This is a genomic window from Oceanobacillus sp. NCCP-135 (assembly GCF_059698015.1).
Window position 1 is genome coordinate 29,901 of the sequence record NZ_BAAKSZ010000013.1, and the last position, 22,115, is coordinate 52,015.

Here is a 22,115-nt window from a genome sequence, read left to right on the forward strand (position 1 = left end):
AAGAAAAAAGCCGTCACGAATGGATCACAGGCATGAAAACAATAGTTTAACAAACCTGATTTTTGTGCACTGCTTTTCATTATAGTGCTTGTTCAAAAAGGAGGATAAAAAGAACCGAGAAGTTCGAGGCGGCGTAGCTTTGAGTACCGGAACGTATGCAATTAATACGTGAGGAACGGAAAAGGAAGCCAACGAAGAAATTCGATGTGTTATTTTTACCGGACTTTTTGAACGTCCTCTTATAATGAATACTCTCCATATTCTTTTATAGAATTGGGTGTAAACCCATTATCCCTTTAAGGTCGTTTGCTGTTGTCATTTTCTTTGATCAACCCTTCTTTCTTAACCATCACTCCATCCTTTACATATACCCTCGGAACTCTTTTGCCTACTAAACATGCGGTTTCATAGTGTATTGTATTCATTTGTGATGCTACCTCACCCATTGAAATATATCCTTCATCCGGATCCCCAAAGATAGTAAACACATCAGCTTCATTGGCCGCTTCAATCTCTGTCACATCAATCATCGACTGATCCATGCAAATTCTACCGACAATCGGAGCCCTCTTTGCTTTAACTGTTACATTTCCCTGATTGGATAAAAGCCTGGAAAAACCATCCGCATACCCCACAGGAATTGTAGCAATAATCGATTCCTTCTCTGGTGTATAGCTACAGCCATAGCTGATAGGCTGATCTAGCGCAACTGTCTTGATCATCACCGCTTTTGTCTTAAAGCTCATCGCCTGCTTCAAATGAATTTTATCCCTTAAACGTTCATCTGGATATAGACCATACAGACTTACACCAACTCGAACCATATCTAAATGCATCTTAGGATGTGCAATTGTCCCAGCACTATTACAGCAATGCTTTAGCGAAAAGGAAATATGATGCTCCTCTAAATAATCAATCACTTTGTTAAAATACGCAAACTGTTTAACAGTATACGTGGGATCGACATTATCTGCATCCGCAAAATGCGTGAATATCCCTTCTATTAAAACGTAGTGGGACTGAATAGACTGAATCAGCCTTAATGCTTCTGCTTGATTATTTATTCCAATCCTGTTCATTCCACTATCGATCTTCACATGAATTCGGACGGTCTTTTTCTTTTTTTCTGCATGTTTTATAATCGACTCCATGACGTCTTGTGTAAATACAGTTAATGTAATATCACTTTCGATTGCAGCTTCTACCGCATCCGCTGTTGTATACCCAAGAACTAAAATCGGAAAGTCAATCCCTGCTTTACGAAGTTGAATAGCTTCATCAAGAAAAGCAACTCCTAAATAGTCAGCACCTGCATCTATTGCCGTTTTAGCTACATCTACTGCTCCATGACCATATGCATCTGCTTTTACTACCGCCATCAGCTTGCTATCTTGTTTTATATATTCTTTAAAAGACTTCACATTATGTTGGATAGCGTCGAGAGAGACCTCTACCCATGTATCCCGGTAGCTTCCATAATTCATGACATGATTCCCCCTGGTTATTAAAAATATTACCATACACTTAGCTGATCCAATTCTTAAAAATACCCTTCAAAGCTAAGCTAAGCTAGAAGGGTAAATTTATACGAATACTATCCTTGGGAAAAACACTAAAGCGTCTTTCCAGAGGTCAGAGACCAGAAGTCAGATGTGAAGAAATCGACGAACAAGCCAAATTCGTTTATATCTTCTTCCTTCTTTAAAAAATGTTATTCAGAAATTGCCTCGTCAACAGTAGTATAATCATAGCCTAGATCTTTTGCTACCGCTTCTAATGTAACCTTGCCATTTATTACGTTTACACCTGTTTTAATTGCTGCATTATCTTTCATTGCATTTTCTGCACCTTTTGATGCAATTTGAGTTGCATATGGGATGGTTACATTAGTTAAAGCAATCGTAGCTGTACGTGGTACTGCACCAGGGATATTAGCAACGGCATAATGAAGGACACCATGTTTTTCATAGATGGGATCATCATGGGTTGTCACATGATCAACTGTTTCAAAGTTACCACCTTGGTCAATAGCAACGTCAACAATAACTGAACCTGGCTGCATGGATTTAACCATTTCTTCTGATACAAGCTTAGGAGCCTTTGCACCTGGAATTAGAACAGCACCAATTACTAAGTCGGAATCCTTAACAGATTCTGCGATATTGAATGCGTTTGACATTAATGTTTGCACACTTGAACCGAAGATATCTTCTAATTGACGCAATCGTGCTGGATTTAGATCAAGGATTGATACGTCCGCACCAAGTCCTAAAGCGATTTTCGCTGCATTCATACCAACAACACCACCGCCAATAATAGTCACTTTTCCACGTTTAACTCCTGGCACACCACTCAACAGAATACCTTTTCCACCTTTTGACTTTTCAAGGAATTGTGCTCCAAGTTGAGAGGCCATACGACCAGCTACCTCACTCATTGGGGTAAGCAACGGCAATGTGTTATTTACTGTAATTGTTTCATAAGCAATTGCTGTAACTTCATTTTCAACTAAAGCTCTAGCTAATTCAGGCTCATTTGCAAGATGAAGATATGTGAATAAAATCAGCCCTTTGCGGAAATTACCATACTCGGATGAAAGTGGCTCTTTCACCTTCATAATCATCTCTGCTTTTTGCCAAACGTCTGAGGCGCTTTCAAGGATTTCAGCACCAGCTTCTATATATTCCTCGTTCGTAAAGCTACTTCCAAGTCCAGCATCTGACTCAATAATAACTGTATGTCCAGCTTTCACCAAATTCACAGCACCAGCAGGAGTCATGGCTACACGATTTTCATTATTTTTAATCTCTTTTGGTATACCTATAATCATTATCAACATCTCCTCAATATACATTAATTACAACGTAAAGTCTTACAACTTATATACAACCTTTTCTTAGTAACTCCAATACCTTAGGGCTCTATTTTTAGACGTATTGTGAAAATGCAGGTGAGTTATAGAGGAAATTATAGGATCCTTTTACCACCCATTTTAAGCCGTAAATTGAGCTTATCCATAAAGTGAAACTTCATGAAATGATAGATATTAGCTATGTTGTCTGTTTTATTGCTTAGTCGAATGAGCAAGATCCGCTGATTTTCATCAAATTTACGACAGACAACAATTACCTGGTGTAATAATTCTGTTAAATAATGTACCTGCTTTTCAATTTTCCCCAAAACCCCTCCTTCAAATTCAAGTACAGCAATCAGCTGATCTAATTATTTTATTTCTTCCTATGCAGACACAATAACTCGATTTTCCAGATCAGCATGTTCAATAGCTGGTACAACTACTGCTTGATCACTTGCAATCAAATTGGCTATAATACCGTTATTTATTTCTTCTACTTGTACTTTTCTTTGGAAAATCATAGCCATTCTTGCCTTGTCAACATTATTCATGCTTGGAGTAGGAAATAATCTGACGGTTAGAATTTTCTATTGTGACAGGGCAATCCAAAACTTTCGCAATCCGGTTGGCTCGCCCCCTGGAGAATAGAATCCAAAGTAGGCTTAAAAAAATTTAGATTCATCATAAGGGCATCCTCTGTTCTTATCATAACACTATTTTATCATAAAATTTGTATTTTTTAACAAATGAAATGACTGATTTTATGTGTTTTCTACAAAGTAATCCTTTGTTCGATATGTTATACTTTTTTTATTGTATTATTTAATGGAAGTTAATATAAATCTGAAAGCGTTTACTAAAGTTAAACTTGCATGACACTTGCAAATAACCTGCAACTATTTATTCATCAGCTATCAACGAGCGTTTTCAGAACATCCACTAGAGGAAATTCTACTAGAAGATAACTAGCAAAATGGAGGTCACCATGAAAAAAATCTTAAAAATCGGCAGCGCATTTATCGGAATTATCGTAGGTGCAGGCTTTGCTTCCGGACAGGAAATTCTACAGTATTTTACAAGTTTCGGCTATATTGGGACAATCGGGGCAATCGTGTCTGCAGCATTATTTGCCTATCTTGGTATGATGTTAACAAAGCTTGGTAGCCGTATGCGGGCAACCTCACATAAAGAAGCAATTTATAAAGTAAGTGGGAAATACCTTGGAGTTATTGTTGATGCTATCATCGTCTTCACTCTGTTTGGCGTAGGTGTTGTTATGATAGCGGGAGCAGGTTCTATTTTTAGTCAGCAATTTGGACTATCTGCATTTGTAGGAATTATTTTCATGAGTATTCTCGTCATCCTTACAATGATGCTAAATGTGGATCGGGTAATTGCCGTCATTGGAAGTATTACACCATTCCTAATACTTGCAGTTATCTTGGTATCCATATACAGTCTCTTGGTTATGGATAACTCTTTCTCAGCATTAAATGCGGTTGCTCAGGAATCACCTTCAGCACTTTCACACTGGCTGCTTTCCGCAGTTAACTATGTTTCATTTAATATAGCTGTTGGGGCATCGATGGCACTTCTAATGGGCGGCGCTGAAGAAAATGAAAGCGTTGCTTCTATTGGAGGACTCATCGGTGGACTGGGAATTGGGGTGATGATTGTTATCAGTCATCTGGCAATATTTGCTAATGTCGATATCGTTGCAAGCTTTGACATGCCGATGCTGAAAATCGTGGATGATATTTCACCAATACTGGGAATCATCTATTCCGTTGTATTATTTGGTATGATTTTCAATACGGCTGTAAGCATGTTCTATTCATTCGGTGCACGTTTTACAGAAGTTGGCACAACGAAACAAAGACTATTTACAACCGTTACCATCGCAATTGCATTTGGATTAAGCTTTGTTGGATTTACAGATCTTGTTGCATGGTTTTATCCAACGATTGGCTGGCTTGGAACATTTCTGATCGTTGCACTTGTCATTGCACCATTTAGAATGTCGTCAGCTAAAAAAAAAGAAGAGCAGCAGGAACGAATTAGGAAAGCGAATTAAATCCCGTTAAAAGGTTATTCCATTTAAGAATAACCTTTTTTTATTGCTTAGCGTACTATCAAAGGTGAATTGAACGACCACCACCAGTAGCTGCACATCACTAAGAAGTTAGCTGAAAAAGAAAAAACCCCATTAAATGAGGTTTCACTTCATATAATCTCTATATGCTTTTACAAATTGCTCCGGAGAGGTTTTCACGGTATAAGAGAAAACTCCTTTACTTGTATGCAGGTAAAGCAGCCCCCCTGCACCCCCGATCAATCGATAGGACATGTCGAGCATATCCTTTATTGGAAACTCTCGGTGCTCTGTTACAACTTTTTCATCATAAAGGTAAATCACCCGCTGGTGCTCAATATCCTTTTGTTCGATACTGCTCACTTCACGCTTTATTTTAACATATGGCTGTTCAGCTATCAGACGCATGCAAAACCCCCAAGCTTCTATTTCGAATTTATCCTTCAGCCAGACGGAGATAATTCAATCGCCATTCTAGCCATTGATGTTCTCGCGTTTTTCTCGGAAGAAATTGACGAATATCATCTTCATGATAACCTACTTGGATTCTCTTTTCATCGATAATTATTGGACTTCGTAATAATCCTGGATGCTTATGAAATAACTCGAGCAGCTCCTGCAATGGAAGTGAATCGATATCCAAATCGAGCTCTTTATAAATTTTGGATCTTGTTGACATAATTTCATCGGTTCCTTCCAATGTCATTTTAAGAATTCCCCGAAGCTCATTTACTGTTAACGGTTCTCTTAATATATTCCTTTCCACATAGGATATCCCATGATTGGATAACCATTCTTTGGCCTTTCTAGTCGATGAACATGGTGCCCCATAAACCTTCACTGTCATTTATCATACCCCATTTTCATTACGTAATTTTGCTTACTAAATTCCTCATCTGCAAAGCCCGTTTTTTAAGAGAGTCATTTCCGTAATATAATTGTTCATTGCTTCTTCATAGGTCAATTCTTTAGCGAACTTCTCCACCAGATTATGAAAGGTTACAGATGTAATGATCTGAAAAACATGGAATAAATCTTCATCATTCGAAATATTCAACTTCTGTTTATTGATAATTGTACTTATTTCTTTCAATTTATCCTTGCTTTCGTTCACACTAAAAATTCGTGTGAATATGTTTTCTATTTTATGCGTCATATTTAAGAAAGCATTTTTTAAGAAGTTTAGGTTTTCCTGTGCTGGTAATTCCAGTAATATCAAGCGATACATTTCAGTGATTGCATCAAATATATCGCCATCGTATTTTTTTAAAAGTAAAACAAAATTTTCCTGTCTCGCTTTGGCCTGTTGATTTAATAGATATAAATAGGCATCTTCCTTATCTTCAAAGTATTGATAGAAGCTTCCGCGTGGTATGCCAGCTGACTTTACAATATTTGAAATAGAAGCTTCAAATAAAGGAACTCTGGAAAACTCCTTCTCAGCCGCATTTATCAATGTCTGTCTTTTGTCATCAGGTAAATTATAAAAAGTTTGTTTCGGCAATTTGTTTCCCCCATACTTCTTTGAAGTGACACGTTGTCATTCCCCTATACCAATAGTAAATGACAGTATGTCATCTTGTCAACAAAAAAGGATGACAAAGTGGCGATATTTTTGACAGGAAAGAAAATACATCCATAATTCTTTGTACATTATGCGGCTCTAGCTATTAATGTACAGGAGATTGGAGGATTATTAGAAGAACTAAATTGAAGCTACAACAAAAAGTACCAGCTCTGATTATTCAGGGAAGCTGGCACTTTTTTCTATTTTTCAAGCCATCCATTTCGGTGGCATATTTTTATCCCAGTAGATCTCACCAAGTTTATGATGTTCTTCAAACCCATCATTGCTCAAATGATAATGAAAATTAAACCAATATCCTTCTAACGGACGGTTATCCCGTCGAACATGAAATCTGGCAACATCCTTCTGTGTCCGGTAATCGTAAATATTAAATATCTTTTCTCCTAACCCTTTTGATGGATGCTCTGTAATGCCGAAAGATTCGCTTTTTGCTTCATCAGCTTTCGTTAAAATTGAGTGGAGAACTTCTTCCATATTAAGTAAAATATCATTAAGAAACTCGTCTTCTATTTGGTTAGTGATTTTAGGTCCTAATTTAGTAATCGTCTGCGCTTTCGCTTGTTCCGTTATGGCATGAATAAAGTAGTCAGCTTCATCCCGATCAGGGACCGCTTCTTCCTCGATTTGTGAAGCGGGGGTAGAAGCAACTTCATAGGGCCCTGAATCTGATGAGTTATTTTCATCAGCATCTACATCTAATGAGAGCGGTGGAACATACAATCCCAATGTCATAATGGTAACGAGTACAACGGTTATTTTTCTCATCCATAGTTTCATCAGACTATCTCCTCTTATGTGCTTATATAAATTTTACCACGATAATGAGATATGTCTATAAAATTATAAATATTTTACGAAATTGTAATATTTATTCCTTATTACAAGAATTGACAGCTTGGAATAGCTATTAAACCTTTCAAATTCCTTTTAGTAATATTTTGATTGACGTTTGCATCTAAAACAATTCCTCCACTATAAATTTCGCTGATATACCTTCTTGCCATCATATGAATAAACAACATCCTTATCCTCAACAACCGTCTCCATATATACCGTACGCCCCCATAATTGATAAATGTATGGAAGGACGTTTTCCAAATATTTGATATCCAGCTCTGTTCCTTCATAGCCATGCACTAAATATAACTCGCCATTTCGCAAATAATCGCCATTTTCAACCGTTATATATGGAAAACCACCATTAACCCTCATTGAAATAAGTTGATCTCTTACGTTTTCATAATCCTGATCCGTAATGCGATAATATTCCCCTTGCTTTTCAAATAAGTACATATCTTCTTGCTTTACCAGTTCTTTAGTTAAATAATTTCGAATAAAAGAAATATCCGATTCGATTTCTCTTACTTCAAATATCTTGTCTCTGCCTGTTCCAGATTCAGCTCCAAACCGCTGCATTTCCTTGGTAGGATTATTATATCGCTCTTCAATATCTTCAAAAATTTTCAACCCAAGATAATATGGATTAATCTGCTGTTTAGAAGGTTGAACGACACCAGCATTCAATTTAGCAAATTCAATCGTTTCATCAGATGTCAAATCCATTTCTCTTAATATCCGTTGATGCCAGTATGATGCCCAGCCTTCATTCATGATTTTCGTCTCAAGCTGTGGCCAAAAATAGAGCATTTCCTCGCGCATCATTGTTAAGATATCACGCTGCCAATCCTCGAGCTCACGACTGTATTCCTGAATGAATAGCAGAATATCCTTCTCCGGTTTGGGAGGAAACTTTTTTCTCTTTTTCTTGTTAGCTTTCTTATTCTCCGCTTTTTTATCCAGCCCCCATAAATCATCATAAGGTGTTTTTATGGAAGGCTTTTCTTCTTCTTCCTCCTCTTCTAAATCATAGGAAGGTAATTTAGGCCGAACAATCGATGGATCAATATGCTCTTGAATAGAGAGAATCGCATCCAAGAAGCTTTCGACCTCATCCTTGCCGTAGATCATTTCATAGGCAGCAATTCGCTCAGCTGTTGCAGTCATGCTCTCCACCATATCCCGCCTAGTATTGGAAAAGCGGACATTATTTTTGAAAAAATCACAATGGGCAAGCACATGGGCAATGATCAGCTTATTCTGGATATGGCTATTCGTATCCAGTAGAAATGCATAACAAGGATCAGAATTAATGACCAACTCATAAATTTGACTTAAGCCAAGATCATATTGCAGCTTCATTTTATGAAACTGTTTTCCAAAGCTCCAATGTGTAAAGCGCGTTGGCATACCATATGCTCCAAATGTATAAATAATATCAGCTGGACAAATTTCATAACGCATCGGATAAAAATCAAGACCAAATCCAGAAGCTATTTCCGTAATTTCATCTATCGAGCGATAAAGTGCTTTTGTCTCCGTCAAATAGGATCCCTCCAAATGTACTTTTTATAGTGTATGAGTCATGATTTAAAATGATGAACCAGAGAATTTGATAGAGATAGAAATTGCTGAAGATATTTAACAGATACTTGCTAAATAATTTTATAAATGATTATTTAACAACGATTAACAGATTTTTGACGTTATTTATCTATACAAATCTATCATTTCGTATTAGTATTAGCTATTGGATGTATTATTTTTCATGCGTTCATACTTGGTAAATTGTAAGCGTTTTATATTTCAACCAGCATTTCTACTGCCATCTTTTACAGTAAAATTTTAGAAATGTATGCGAGTACATTGTATTTTAGGGGGAGACGACATCTATGATAACGATTATTGAAAACATCAATGGACTACTTTGGGGGACACCTACATTAATATTATTAGTAGGAACTGGACTATTTTTAACATTCGTATTAAAGGGTTTACAATTTAAACGGCTATTATATGCACTTAAATTAGCCTTTTTTAAAGACAAAGACGAAGACCCAAATGCAGAGGGTGACGTCAGCAACTTTAAAGCATTGATGACATCACTTGCGGGAATGATTGGTAATGGTAATATCGCAGGTGTTGCAACAGCTGTTACACTAGGAGGACCCGGTGCCATCTTCTGGATGTGGGTCGTTGGATTGCTTGGAATGGCAACGAAATATGCAGAAGCGTTACTTGCAATGAAATATCGTGTAAAAAATGCCGATGGTGAATATTCAAGTGGGCCGATGTACTATATAGAACGAGGGATTGGACCAAAGTGGAAATTTCTTGCTGTAGCTTTTGCAGGTTTTGCGGCTTTTGCTGCACTGGGGATTGGAAATAGCGTACAGTCCAATACGATAGCCGATGTAATGGAAAATAGCTTTAATATTAGTGGTCTAGTAACAGGGATTATTCTGGTTATTCTAACATCTTTAATTATTTTTGGTGGCTTGCAGCGAATAAGTGCAGTGGCCAGTGTTTTTGTACCTATAATGGCTTTACTTTATATTGTCGCTTCCCTTATTATTCTTGTGATCAATTATGATATGATCATCCCTGCTTTTTCATTAATATTCCACTATGCGTTTAATCCGATTTCAGCGGTCGGTGGATTTTCAGGTGTTGTTGTTGCTGAAGCAATTCGTCACGGGGTATCAAAAGGAATCTTCTCCAACGAAGCAGGACTAGGTACGGTTGCATTAATCGCTGGTAATGCGAAAACCAATCATCCTGTGAAACAAGCACTTGTCGCAATGACAGGTACATTTATTGTGACCATTATTGTTTGTACGATGACAGGTCTTGTCTTAATAGTAACCGGTTTTTGGGATACTACAGGTGGACTGCTTTCCGGTATGACACATGATTCCAATCTGGAAGCTGGGGCTTTAACAAGCGCAGCTTTCGGTTCGTCCTTAGGTTCTCTTGGTGAATATGTTGTTTCCGTATCGGTTGTTTTCTTCGGATTCTCCACCATCCTGGGGTGGTATGTATATGGAGTAAAATGCTTTGAATATCTTTTTGGTCTGAAATTTATTGGTATTTACCGAATTATTTACGTAGGAGCAACCTTCATTGGAACCGTTGCTAGCTTACACACCGTGTGGGCCTTTGCCGACATGGCGAATGCATTAATGATGATTCCAAACTTAATCGGTCTTCTGCTGTTATACAAAGTTATTAAAAGTGAGACAGACGATTTTTTCGGAAAGTATAGAGTGGAGTAAATTCTTGTAGCCAGATTATTCTATGACATAAAGTAATCTGGCTTACCTTTTCCCAAAAATGCATATGGCTCTTTTCATCCTTTTTGGACTGTGCACGTCATTCGCCCACTTAAAATATTATTACTTTTCAATTCTCGCAGTGGATGTAAATAGCGACAAAGGTTGGTGCCTTTACCTTCCCGGAAATTAAGTTAGCAGTTACATCACAGTAAAAAGTCTCTGTATGATTACAGCCTCCCTGGGAAAGTTAAAATAGAAGGAGGGATTAACTTGGAAAATCATTTTTTAACCGTAGAAGAATTCAATCAACAATTACAGCAATGGCATGGAAAAACGATTAAAATTTCTAAGCATGAAATGGATGACCTTGATGAAATATTGCTTGACTTAAATGCCATATCCTATTCCACAGACACGAGAAGAATGGACGATTATGAAGCCATGCATACATTAAATTTGAATGGAACTGGGGAAATCGAAACTATAGCTAATCTTTTTCAGCCGCTACCATCTCCACTATACGAAATTCCACTTGAGGATACGACACTATATGAATTTGACGGAACTCGCTTCATATTAAGTACAGACCGAGCTGTTTATAAGATTGAACTTGCTTAGAAAAACTTATATAAAGTCTTAGGGGCGACATTTTTATGTACATTTAAACATCTTATACAACTTTATCCTAACAAGCGAAACCACCAGAAATAGTGATTTCGCACTTAAATATTTACTAGAACTAGACAAGTTCCGCTTCTTTCTGAAAAAACTTTTTCATTGCGTGGTACACATCCTGTTTTTCCTTGAGTATATAATGACGGAACTTTGGATTATCGATCGTTTTGTATGCAGACATTAATGTCGAATAACGGCTGTATGCATTTACTTCTCCATAACCAAACATGCTGGAAATATCCATCAGATCATTAACGAGTTCAATGCACTTCTGGTTATCTGATGAAATGTTTTCCCCATCGGAGAAGTGAAATGGATAAATATTATAGCGATACGGATTGAATTTTTCATCAACAAGCTCTAAGGCTTTAAGATACGCTGACGAACATCTTGTTCCACCACTTTCACCTTTTGAAAAAAAGTGTTCCTCTGAAACAACTTTCGCTTCTGTATGATGGGCGATAAAGGCAATCTCCACTGTTTCATATTTTGTTCGGAGAAATTTTGTCATCCAGAAAAAGAAGCTTCTTGCCATATACTTTTCAAACGTTCCCATGGATCCGCTTGTGTCCATCATCGCCAGCACAACTGCTTTGGACTCTGGCTTTACGACATCATTCCATGTTTTAAAACGAAGATCATCATTTTGAATTGGGGTAATCCCCGGTTTCCCTTTTGTTGCATTTCTTTTTAATGCGGATAATATGGTTCGCTTTTTATCAACATTTCCCATAAGTCCTTTTTTGCGGACATCGTTAAATTCTACTTGCTTTGTTGTGATTTCTGCCTGTTCCTTTTTCTGTAAGTTTGGCAGCTCAAGTTCTTTAAATAGAACTTCCTCAATTTCAGCCATGGAAATATCTGCTTCATAATAATCTTCTCCAGGCTGATCTCCTGCTTGATCCCCTTTGCCAGGCCCTCTTTTTCCCTGACCTGGATCACGTGCAACAATATCGCCAAGCTCACTATCTCCGTCACCTTGCCCCACATGCTTTGATTTGTTGTGATTATAACGGATTTTATATTCATCTAAAGAACGAATTGGTATTTTTATCACATCGCGCCCATTTGACATGATTATATTTTCCTCACTGATCAAATCCGGTAAGTTATTTTTTATCGCTTCTTTTACTTTATCCGTGTGGCGCTGCTGATCTTGATAACCTTTTCGATGGAGGGTCCAGTTTTCCTTGGAGACGACAAAACTTCTACCTTGTTTTTCGTTCACTTCCATCCCCACCTATTAATTATTTAAGAATACGCATAGATCCTATTCTAAAAGCAGAACAATATGGTATTCTCTTCATGATTATTTTATTTATCTTATGCAACTTCATACAAGTTATTGCCAATTACTTTGATTTTCAAGAAAAAAAACAAGACTAACTAACGAATCAGTCTTGTTTTTTTATTTTAAGCTAACGGTTGAGCAAACTTCCTACATATCGCAGTAATTCATTTGCAGAAATAGAATTGTAGCCATATTCATCAATTAGCCTTGCAACGACTTCATTTATCTTCTTGAGCTGTGATTCATCCGGTGTTTTAGACGATGTTGTAATTTTAACCACATCTTTTAAATCAGCAAAAAGTTTCTTTTGAATTGCTTCTCTTAGGCGTTCATGCGAATTATAGTCAAAGCGTTTTCCCTTTCGAGCATAGGCAGAAATACGAATGAGGATTTCCTCTCTAAATGATTTTTTGGCATTTTCTGAGATTCCAATTTGTTCCTCGATCGAACGCATTAACTTCTCATCCGGATTCATTTCTTCACCAGTCAGCGGATCCCTAAGTTTATTTTTATTGCAAAAAGCCTCCACATTATCAAGGTAATTATTCATTAATGTTTTCGCAGATTCTTCATAGGAATACACAAATGCCTTTTGTATTTCTTTCTTCGCTATTTCATCATATTCCCTTCTGGCAACCGCAATATAATTCATGTATTTTTCTTTGTCTTCCTGTGAAATCGACGGATGCTGATCAAGTCCATCCTTTAATGACCTTAGCACATCAAGGGCATTTATCGACGGTACTTCCTTACGAATAATCGTCGAGGAAATTCGATTGATTACATACCTGGGATCAATCCCATGCATCCCCTCATCAGAGAACTCCATTTTTAATTCATCGACATCAATCTGGTTATAACCTTCGACACTTTCCCCATCATAAAGTCGCATTTTCTTAACATTATCAATCCCCTGCTTTTTGGAGTCTTTAATTCTCGTTAGGATAGAAAAAATAGCAGCAACTCGAAGTGCATGTGGAGCAATATGAACATGCGCCATATCACTTTCCTTAATCATTTTTGCATAAATACGCTCTTCTTGACTCACTCGTAAATTATACGGTATCGGCATAACGATAATCCGTGAGTGCAGCGCTTCATTTTTTTTATTGGAAATAAACGAACGATACTCTGTTTCATTTGTGTGGGCCACAATGAGTTCATCCGCACTGATCAGCGCAAATCTGCCTGCCTTAAAATTCCCTTCCTGTGTGAGGGAAAGCAGATGCCATAGAAATTTTTCATCACATTTCAGCATTTCCTGAAATTCCATCATTCCACGATTTGCTTTATTTAATTCACCATCGAATCGGTATGCACGGGGATCTGATTCTGAACCAAATTCAGCAATCGTTGAAAAGTCGATACTCCCAGTCAAATCAGCAATATCCTGTGACTTCGGATCAGAAGGGGTAAATGTTCCAATTCCCACCCGCTTATCCTCCGAGAAAAAGATACGCTCAACCTCAACATCTTCAATTCGTCCCCCGTATTCTTTATCAAGTCGCATTGTATTAAGTGGTGACAGACTTCCCTCAATCCGAATCCCATACTCCTCAGCAAATTCCTCACGTAAATGCTGTGGAATCAGATGGAGTGGATCTTCATGCATTGGACAGCCTTTAATTGCATAAACTGCTCCTTCATCCATTCTTGAAAACCTCTCAAGACCGCGTTTCAGCATGGTTACAATCGTTGATTTCCCACCACTTACCGGCCCCATTAAAAGTAAAACCCGCTTCCGAACATCCAATCGCTTGGCTGCAGGATGAAGGTATTCCTCTACTAGCCTTTCAATTGCATCTTCCAGCCCAAAAATCTTTTCGCCAAAGAAATCATACATTCTCTTTCCATCTTTTTCTGTTAAACCAGAGCTTTTAATCATATTATAAATACGGGAATGGGCAGTTTGAGCAACTTCTGGTCGCTGCTTTACAATAGCCAAATAATCCGAGAAAGTACCTTCCCACATCAACTGTTTTTCTTCTTCTCTATAGTTCTTCACTTTGTTTAGTATATCCATAATACTCCCTCCATCAAGGTAGCGATTTATACATGTTATGCGAAAGAACTGGCTAACATGCCGGATAGTTTTAGTTTGATAATTTCATATTTTGCTGGAATTTATGTATAATAAAAATATGGGAGGGTGATCGTATGGCAACATCAAAAGCGCAGAAAAAGCGTAAGAAACTAGTACGAGAGGGCAGATTAAATCCAGAAATAAACAGAAGTCCCTTTGCACAGCTTGATTTACGTACACAAAGAACAAAAACGAAGAAAGAAAAATTGTATCAGGTTAAACATAAGAAGCGTAATCCTAAAGAGTGGGAAGACGGTTCTTTTTATTTCGACAAAAAGACGTTAGAACAGAGCGTGGCTGTTTAATAAGGGGAAAATTAAGACACAAGGGACGCTAAGTTGAGAGAGTATGGCTATAAGTTGAGAAATAGACCGGCAAAGTTGAGAGAGGATGGCCTTAAGTTGAGTAATAGACCGGCAAAGTTGAGAGAGGATGGCCTTAAGTTGAGAAATAGACCGGCAAAGTTGAGAGAGGATGGCCTTAAGTTGAGAAATACCAAAGGAATGCACAATTATCTCTCAACTTCATACGTTTTTCTCTCCAGTCCTATCTGATTTTTTATCACACAACCTCAGATTAAAGACAAAGGGTGACCGTTTAGCGACGTACGGACTGGACTGAGCCGCAGGAGATAAAAGGAAACATCGGGCGATATTCTTGCTCTCCTGGCGATATTCTCGCTCTCCTGGCGATATCCTCGCTCTCCCGGTGATATTCTCGCTCTCCTGGCGATATCCTCGCTCTCCTGGCGATATTCTCTCTCTTCTGGCGATATTCCCGCTCTCCCGGCGATATCCTCGCTCTCCTGGCGATATTCTCGCTCTCCTGGCGATATTACCGCTCCTCCTGGCGATATTCTCGCTCTCCTGGCGATATTCTCGCTCCTCCTGGCGATATTCTCTCTCTTCTGGCGATATTCCCGCTCTCCCGGCGATATCCTCGCTCTCCTGGCGATATTCTCTCTCTTCTGGCGATATTCTCTCTCTTCTGGCGATATTCCCGCTCTCCCGGCGATATCCTCGCTCTCCTGGCGATATCCTCGCTCTCCTGGCGATATTCTCGCTCTCCTGGCGATATTACCGCTCCTCCTGGCGATATTCTCGCTCTCCTGGCGATATTCTCGCTCTCCTGGCGATATCCTCGCTCCTCCTGGCGATATCCTCGCTCTCCCGGTGATATTCTCGCTCTCCTGGTGATATTCTCGCTCCTCCTGGCGATATCCTCGCTCTCCTGGCGATATCCTCGCTCTCCTGGCGATATTACCGCTCTCCCGGCGATATTCTCGCTCTCCTGGCGATATTCTCGCTCTCCTGGCGATATTACCGCTCCTCCCGGCGATATTCCCGCTCCTCCCGGCGATATTCTCGCTCTCCCGGGGATATTCTCGCTCTCCTGGCGATATTCTCGCTCCTCCCGGCGATATTCTCGCTCTCCTGGCGATATCCTCGCTCTCCTGGCGATATCCTCGCTCCTCCTGGCGATATCCTCGCTCTCCTGGCGATATTCCCGCTCCTCCCGGCGATATTCTCGCTCCTCCTGGCGATATTCCCGCTCTCCTGGCGATATTCTCGCTCTCCTGGTGATATTCCCGCTCTCCTGGCGATATCCTCGCCCTCCTGGCGATATTCCCGCTCTCCTGACGATATCACGCTCGTTCCCGGCGATATCCTCGCTCTCCTGGCGATATTCTCGCTCTCCTGGTGATATTCCCGCTCTCCCGGTGATATTCTCGCTCTCCCGGCGATATTCTCGCTCTCCTGGCGATATTCCCGCTCTCCTGGCGATATTCCCGCTCTCCCGGTGATATTCTCGCTCTCCTGGCGATATTCTCGCTCTCCTGGCGATATCCTCGCTCTCCTGGCGATATCCTCGCTCTCCTGGCGATATTCCCGCTCTCCTGGCGATATCCTCGCCCTCCTGGCGATATTCCCGCTCTCCTGACGATATCACGCTCGTTCCCGGCGATATCCTCGCTCTCCTGGCGATATCACGCTCGTTCCCGGCGATATCACGCTCGTTCCCGGCGATATCCGCATTCTCCGGCGACCGGAGGAAGCCGATGTTGACTTTCACCACAAGGGTATAAGTGCGACTAAGCCTCTGGTTCCCAATCTGCAAGTCTTCTTTATCGTACTAAGGTGAAGGAAATCTGCTATAGCTTTAGTGCTGGAGCCGGACGTGGCTAATTCGGTTGTTTTGATATCCACAGTCCACATATTTTATAATTTCCTAGACGACAAAAAAAACCTCCAACTGTCCACACAGCAGGAGAGGTCTTATTTCCTTCTTTATAAATTTTCTATAAATAACCGAATAACATCTGCTCCACCAATAAATGTTCCGAGTGAACTTCCTAAGTTTGCCAAAACAACAACAAGCAGGATGCGGGTTACCTTATTATTCCAAAATCCTTTCAATGTAAAAACATCTTCCGTTAGTTTTTCAAAATCTCCTACATTTGGTCTTCTTACATAGGCTTGGGTGATCCCGGCAAACCAGCCAGCTGCAATCAGCGGATTTAAAGAGGTTATAGGGGCAACTACAAACGCTGTAAGTATAGTTAATGGATGTCCTAAAGCTATCGCTGCTCCAATTGCTGACAAAGATCCATTCCAAATTACCCAGCTGATTGTCTGCTGAAGCCCGGCAGAAGGATTGGCATAAAACGTGTACGCAATGATTGCGATAATAATAATTGGTATGGACCAGGCAATTATTTTCGGTGCCTTTGATTTAGTTGGAAGCTTAGATAAACACTTTAAATCGTGATTCTTTTCTATCTCCTTTGTAATTCCAGGAACATGTGCAGCACCGAGAACTGCTACAATCTTCTTCCCTGGAGCCTCTTTTATCTTCTGGGATAAATACTGATCCCGCTCATCAATTAACGGAACCTTTAATTTAGGAAAGGATTCCGTAAATTCATTTAGAATAGAGTTAATCGTATCCTGAGATTTCATTTTTTCCAGTTCCTCTTCAGTAATATTCTCTTTACTAAATATACTGGCAATTACCTGCATAAGGAGGATAGCCTTTCCTTTAAGCCCAATCCCACCCCAAATACGAGAAAAGGTAGTTTGAATATTTCTATCGGCTAATACGAGCTCTGCATCAATTGCTTTAGCTGATTCAATCCCCTGAATCATTTCCTGACCTGGATTAATGCCAAATTGCTTTGCCATCTTTTTTTGAAAAGAGGAAATAGCAAGGTTCATTAAAAGCAGGGAAGCTTTCTTTTCTTTAATAACTTTAAAAATATCCATATCCTTCCATTTACTCCTCTGAGAAATGGACTGATACCTCTGTTCATCCAATTCAATACAAACAGAATCCGGTCTTTCTCTATCAATAACTGCTTTTACTTGTTCTGCACTGTTCTTTGAGACATGTGCTGTTCCAATAAGTATGAATTCTTTATCATCCATATGTATTCTAGTAATATTTTCTTCTGACATAGCTACCTTCCTTCTTAGAAAACTTGGCTTTCATGAAAGGGATTTCTTAAAAGCGTACTTTGCTTCTTAAAAGCCCATATACTCTGAAGTGTAAGCCTTGATGATGACACTTATAGTGATTTTGTAAAAAATAATGCTTTTCGTACAGTATAAAACAAGTTTAGCTTATCACTCCGAAACAAATGAATGACTGATTGAAGTATTACCGTTAATTATACTTCAAACAGCGAAATTTTTATACTGTCAAACCATGGAACGAAAAAAACTATATTCACGTGACTTGCTTTACCTGCATATCAGCGTAAATCATAGTTTGTTCAGCATGAATTACAGTTTGCCCAGCATGATTTGCGGCTTGTTCAGCATCGCATGCATTTTTGTTTAATTTCAGCGGTGTGTTCTGCACATTTTAGCTTTTATTCAGCATAAATCGCAGCTTATCCAGCATCGGCAGCGATATCGTTTGATTTCAGCGGTGTATTCAGCACAATCCAATTGTGTATCAGCTAAATTGCTTATTAGCAGCGCAAAGATAGCAGGCTCTTTCCCAAATAGGGTGATAGATACCAGAAAATGATTTCAATTTATTAACGGAAACGCCCTTAAAGGTGTAAGAAACTAGGATTGATTCTAATTCCAGATGTATCATTGGCTTTGAGAAAGAGCCAGATAGCAACCACTTTCCAAGTAGGACAAGCAATGCGCAGGTGAAAACAGACCCTTTGTCAGTGTGTTAATATTTCTCGTATGTCCTCTTCGGTCAGTACAGAGGTCATTTTCTCAGATGGATCAATGATTTCCTCAATAAGGTGTTTCTTTTTCTCTTGTAGCTCATTCATTTTTTCTTCAATTGTTTCACGGGAAACGAGCTTGATAACCTGTACCGCATTCGTCTGTCCAATACGATGGGCACGACCTGCAGCTTGCTCCTCGACTGCCGGATTCCACCAGAGATCATAAAGAATAACAGTATCAGCACCTGTTAGGTTGAGGCCGGTACCACCTGCCTTCAAGGAGATCAGAAACAAATCACGTTCGCCAGCATTAAATCGATTACAAATTTCCACGCGTTCTTCGGATGGGGTATGTCCATCCAGATAGAAATAAGGCTTTCCTTGAATTGCTAATTCCCTGCCGATAAGTTTAAGCATGTTGGTAAACTGTGAGAAAACCAACATCCTTCTTCCTGAATGTCCTGATTCCTCTATGATCTCAAACAGCTGTTCAAACTTTGCAGAGCTACCCTGATAGCCATCCACAAACAGTGCTGGGTGACTGCAAATTTGCCGTAAGCGCGTTAATCCGGCAAGAATTCGAATTCGGTTTTTTCGAAATGTGTCTTTGTCCAGATGCTTCCATGTATCCACTTTTAATTTCGCTAAGTAAGCAGCATAAAGCTTCTTCTGATCAGGAAGTAACTCGCTAGCTTCTATCAACTCCATTTTTTCTGGAAGCTCTGAAAGTACATCCTCTTTTAGCCGGCGAAGCAAAAAGGGGCGAATTCTCCTGGAAATTTTATCTATTGTGAGGTTACTATATTCCCTTAACCCCTGGAAAAGTTCAGGAAAAACAACATGGAAGATAGACCAAAGCTCTTCCGATGAGTTCTCCATTGGCGTACCAGTCAGAGCAAAGCGATTCGCTGCTTGAATTCGCTTTACCGCTCGGGCAGTTTGTGTAATCGGATTTTTAAAGGCTTGAGCTTCATCAAAAAATACGGTATGAAAGTATTGCTTCTCATACCACTTGATATCCCGTCGCAACAACGGATAGGATGTAATAATTACGTCTTTCTCCATGACGTTCTTCTGTATAAGTTGCCACTCTGCTTTATTTCCATCAACAATAGCTGACTGAATAGCTGGTGCAAATTTCCTGAATTCATTCAGCCAGTTATACGTCAAAGAGGATGGGCAGACTACTAGAGCCGGAAGCTTCCTTTTTCGAATATCAGGAAGCTCTGAGAGAATAAACGCAATGCTTTGCAGTGTCTTGCCAAGTCCCATATCATCTGCAAGAATCCCACCAAACCCATATTGTGCTAATGTCTTCAACCATCTATATCCCTGTTTTTGGTAGTTTCTTAAGATTTGCTCCAAGCTTTCCGGTATAATATATGCTGAAGCATCAGGGTTTCTAATTTTATCCAGAAACTGATGGAATGTTTTCTCTAACGTCAATATCGCTTGATCTGCAACAGAGTCAAGGATACGTAACCCTTGAATAACAGGTATATTCAATCCTTTTTCCAGATCTTCAGCTTGTGGCGGTACAGCATTTAAAAAGCGCTGAATCTCTTCAAACTCCTTCGTCTCCAAGGAGAGCAGCGAACCATTCCGTAAACGATAAAATTTGCGTTTCTCCTCAAGTGCATCAAGAATTTCTCGGATATCCTGCTCAGGAATCCCATCCATTTCCAACTTAAATTCCAGCCAATTCGTCCTTTCCTTTTTAACCTTTACGCTAATCTTAGGTGGGGTATTTTTTCTGAGAATTCGGGTTCTCACTGCTGTTGTTGCATAGATTTGCACAAGCTTCTCAAGCTTTGGAACAACATGGTATAAAAATTCATACTCCAGCGCTTCATTATGCAAAAAATAGCCACCTTCTGTTGTTGCAAACAAACTTTCCTCCATCAAACCAAGGATTGCTTTTTCCTTTTCCATATCACGTATATACATGGATAAACCCTGATTTTCTCGGCTTTCCAATGGGTTAATAATGATATTTTCATAATGAAATTCAATCCCAGCAAGCAACCGATTTTTCACACGATCCAAGTATAGCTTGGCGTTTAGTGGTGCCTTTACAAACTGTTTGGAAATTCCCTCAGATATCTCTACTGTGCCTAATTTTTCTAAGCCTGTAACCACATTTCCCAAAAAAGAAGACCAATTCTCCTGCGAAAGCAGAACCTGATCTGTTTCTGACGTATGGAGCATTTCTTTTAATCCTATTAAACGCTCACAATCCTCATTTTCCAGCTCATATAGTTTCCCATCAGCAATGACGGTGCTATACGCATTCAATACGATCATTCGATGAAGCCCTTTGACCTTTAATTGGAAACTATTGCCATTTTTTTCAGTAAAAACAAAGCAAAGGGGTAGTGACTTTTCCGCCATTTGCAGTCCATTAAATACCTTCCCCTCATATTCCAGCTTCACCAAAGGTACGCTTGTAAGCTTCGGCTGCACTGTTTTCCAAGACGATGGTGGGATAAGTAAAATATGTTTGTTGATTGTATCGTCAATTTGACCCGGTATTGTGTCCATATACACGCTTTCATCATGAACGACTCGGATAAGCTCCCCAATGACAGCATCGGTTTCTTTTTGAAAGCAATGGACAGCTGGATCATACGTGAATGAAATGGAAAGCAAGCTTGGATTGCCATCTTTCACTTGATTCAAAAAGACTCGGATATTCTGGACGATGGCTGGTCCTACTTTCAATTCCATTCCTAGCATACGACGTCCTTTGTCTACAGTGAGGGCTTTACATGTGAATACTACATCAACCACTTTTCTTTCTTCAAAGTGAAGCTGATACCCACTTGAACGTCTGGGCTGATTATCAAACAGGGTTAGGAAATTTTCCGTCAGATCTTGATTGGTTGCATTCTCAGGGGGATTTGTATTCACTACGCTTTGCTCACATTGCTGCTCATAAATCAATAGCAGAACAGCTGCAATATGCTGACAACCATTTTTAATAGAACGCAGCTTAGGACAACTGCATGTTGAGCTAAAACCTTCATCCATATTTTTTTCGATCGTCACATGAAAATTCTCTCTACCTGTAACTACGGCTTCGCAACGGTCTGTACTGTGTTTTTCAATTCTTACTTTATGCGAACGATGTAAAGCATCCCCTCTTTTAAAGGAGACCGTTCCGCACATTTCTTTAATTACTTTCAGATTTAGTTCAATATTCAAGTGTTCTGCTCCCTCCTGAGGGTTTCT

The 22,115-nt window shown here is 39.4% G+C and carries 18 protein-coding genes; 4 read left to right on the forward strand and 14 right to left on the reverse strand.

Annotated elements, in window-relative coordinates:
- Nucleotides 1–296: 296 nt before the first annotated feature.
- The 4 genes from alr to AC6HVZ_RS10740 all read right to left on the reverse strand — a co-directional run bounded on the left by alr (nt 297) and on the right by AC6HVZ_RS10740 (nt 3,405).
- Nucleotides 297–1,484, reverse strand: coding sequence for an alanine racemase (alr, locus tag AC6HVZ_RS10725; protein WP_497558156.1), 1,188 nt, complete (start codon nt 1,482–1,484; stop codon nt 297–299).
- Between the two features lie 227 nt (nt 1,485–1,711).
- Nucleotides 1,712–2,830 carry an alanine dehydrogenase gene (ald, locus tag AC6HVZ_RS10730; RefSeq protein ID WP_497558157.1) on the reverse strand — a complete coding sequence of 373 codons (1,119 nt, stop codon included), beginning with the start codon at nt 2,828–2,830 and terminating at the stop codon, nt 1,712–1,714.
- Nucleotides 2,831–2,967: 137 nt separating this feature from the next.
- Nucleotides 2,968–3,180: a hypothetical protein gene (locus AC6HVZ_RS10735; RefSeq protein ID WP_497558158.1), complete on the reverse strand. Its 213-nt coding sequence runs from the start codon at nt 3,178–3,180 to the stop codon at nt 2,968–2,970.
- 57 nt (nt 3,181–3,237) lie between these two features.
- Nucleotides 3,238–3,405 carry a hypothetical protein gene (locus tag AC6HVZ_RS10740; RefSeq protein WP_497558159.1) on the reverse strand — a complete coding sequence of 56 codons (168 nt, stop codon included), beginning with the start codon at nt 3,403–3,405 and terminating at the stop codon, nt 3,238–3,240.
- Nucleotides 3,406–3,839: 434 nt separating this feature from the next.
- On the opposite strand from AC6HVZ_RS10740, the gene AC6HVZ_RS10745 reads away from it, so the two are divergent.
- Nucleotides 3,840–4,928, forward strand: a complete 1,089-nt coding sequence (locus AC6HVZ_RS10745; protein WP_497558160.1) for a YkvI family membrane protein — start codon at nt 3,840–3,842, stop codon at nt 4,926–4,928.
- Nucleotides 4,929–5,072: 144 nt separating this feature from the next.
- On the opposite strand, the gene AC6HVZ_RS10750 is transcribed toward AC6HVZ_RS10745, so the two are convergent.
- From AC6HVZ_RS10750 to AC6HVZ_RS10770, 5 genes are all read right to left on the reverse strand, one after another.
- The gene (locus AC6HVZ_RS10750) at nt 5,073–5,354 is read right to left on the reverse strand and encodes a hypothetical protein (RefSeq protein WP_497558161.1); all 282 of its coding nucleotides are present in this window, start codon (nt 5,352–5,354) and stop codon (nt 5,073–5,075) included.
- Nucleotides 5,355–5,382: 28 nt separating this feature from the next.
- On the reverse strand, nt 5,383–5,793 hold the full coding sequence (spx, locus tag AC6HVZ_RS10755; protein ID WP_497558162.1) for a transcriptional regulator Spx: 411 nt from the start codon (nt 5,791–5,793) through the stop codon (nt 5,383–5,385).
- Between the two features lie 45 nt (nt 5,794–5,838).
- The gene (locus AC6HVZ_RS10760; protein WP_497558163.1) at nt 5,839–6,450 is read right to left on the reverse strand and encodes a TetR/AcrR family transcriptional regulator; all 612 of its coding nucleotides are present in this window, start codon (nt 6,448–6,450) and stop codon (nt 5,839–5,841) included.
- A gap of 270 nt (nt 6,451–6,720) precedes the next feature.
- Nucleotides 6,721–7,311, reverse strand: coding sequence for a YpjP family protein (locus AC6HVZ_RS10765; RefSeq protein ID WP_497558164.1), 591 nt, complete (start codon nt 7,309–7,311; stop codon nt 6,721–6,723).
- A 195-nt stretch (nt 7,312–7,506) separates the two neighbouring features.
- Complete coding sequence (locus tag AC6HVZ_RS10770) at nt 7,507–8,916, reverse strand: SpoVR family protein (RefSeq protein WP_497558165.1); 1,410 nt, start codon at nt 8,914–8,916, stop codon at nt 7,507–7,509.
- 347 nt (nt 8,917–9,263) lie between these two features.
- Here AC6HVZ_RS10770 and AC6HVZ_RS10775 point away from each other — a divergent pair, with 347 nt between their 5' ends.
- Complete coding sequence (locus tag AC6HVZ_RS10775) at nt 9,264–10,646, forward strand: alanine/glycine:cation symporter family protein (RefSeq protein ID WP_497558166.1); 1,383 nt, start codon at nt 9,264–9,266, stop codon at nt 10,644–10,646.
- A gap of 270 nt (nt 10,647–10,916) precedes the next feature.
- A complete protein-coding gene (gene ymzB / locus AC6HVZ_RS10780; RefSeq protein ID WP_497558167.1) occupies nt 10,917–11,264 on the forward strand; it encodes a protein YmzB in 348 nt (115 codons plus the stop codon).
- A gap of 121 nt (nt 11,265–11,385) precedes the next feature.
- Here the strand turns inward: ymzB and yhbH are convergent, their stop codons facing one another.
- Nucleotides 11,386–12,549, reverse strand: coding sequence for a sporulation protein YhbH (gene yhbH / locus AC6HVZ_RS10785; protein WP_497558168.1), 1,164 nt, complete (start codon nt 12,547–12,549; stop codon nt 11,386–11,388).
- A gap of 190 nt (nt 12,550–12,739) precedes the next feature.
- Nucleotides 12,740–14,635: a PrkA family serine protein kinase gene (locus AC6HVZ_RS10790; RefSeq protein WP_497558169.1), complete on the reverse strand. Its 1,896-nt coding sequence runs from the start codon at nt 14,633–14,635 to the stop codon at nt 12,740–12,742.
- Nucleotides 14,636–14,769: 134 nt separating this feature from the next.
- On the opposite strand from AC6HVZ_RS10790, the gene brfA reads away from it, so the two are divergent.
- Entirely contained in the window at nt 14,770–15,000 is a 231-nt protein-coding gene (brfA, locus tag AC6HVZ_RS10795) for a ribosome rescue factor BrfA (protein ID WP_497558170.1), read from the forward strand.
- A gap of 529 nt (nt 15,001–15,529) precedes the next feature.
- Here brfA and AC6HVZ_RS10800 read toward each other — a convergent pair.
- The 3 genes from AC6HVZ_RS10800 to AC6HVZ_RS10810 form a co-directional block, all read right to left on the reverse strand.
- Complete coding sequence (locus AC6HVZ_RS10800) at nt 15,530–16,768, reverse strand: hypothetical protein (protein ID WP_497558171.1); 1,239 nt, start codon at nt 16,766–16,768, stop codon at nt 15,530–15,532.
- A 215-nt stretch (nt 16,769–16,983) separates the two neighbouring features.
- Nucleotides 16,984–18,150 carry a TraB/GumN family protein gene (locus AC6HVZ_RS10805; protein WP_497558172.1) on the reverse strand — a complete coding sequence of 389 codons (1,167 nt, stop codon included), beginning with the start codon at nt 18,148–18,150 and terminating at the stop codon, nt 16,984–16,986.
- A 725-nt stretch (nt 18,151–18,875) separates the two neighbouring features.
- On the reverse strand, nt 18,876–22,088 hold the full coding sequence (locus AC6HVZ_RS10810) for a DEAD/DEAH box helicase (RefSeq protein ID WP_497558173.1): 3,213 nt from the start codon (nt 22,086–22,088) through the stop codon (nt 18,876–18,878).
- Between the last annotated feature and the right edge of the window lie 27 nt (nt 22,089–22,115).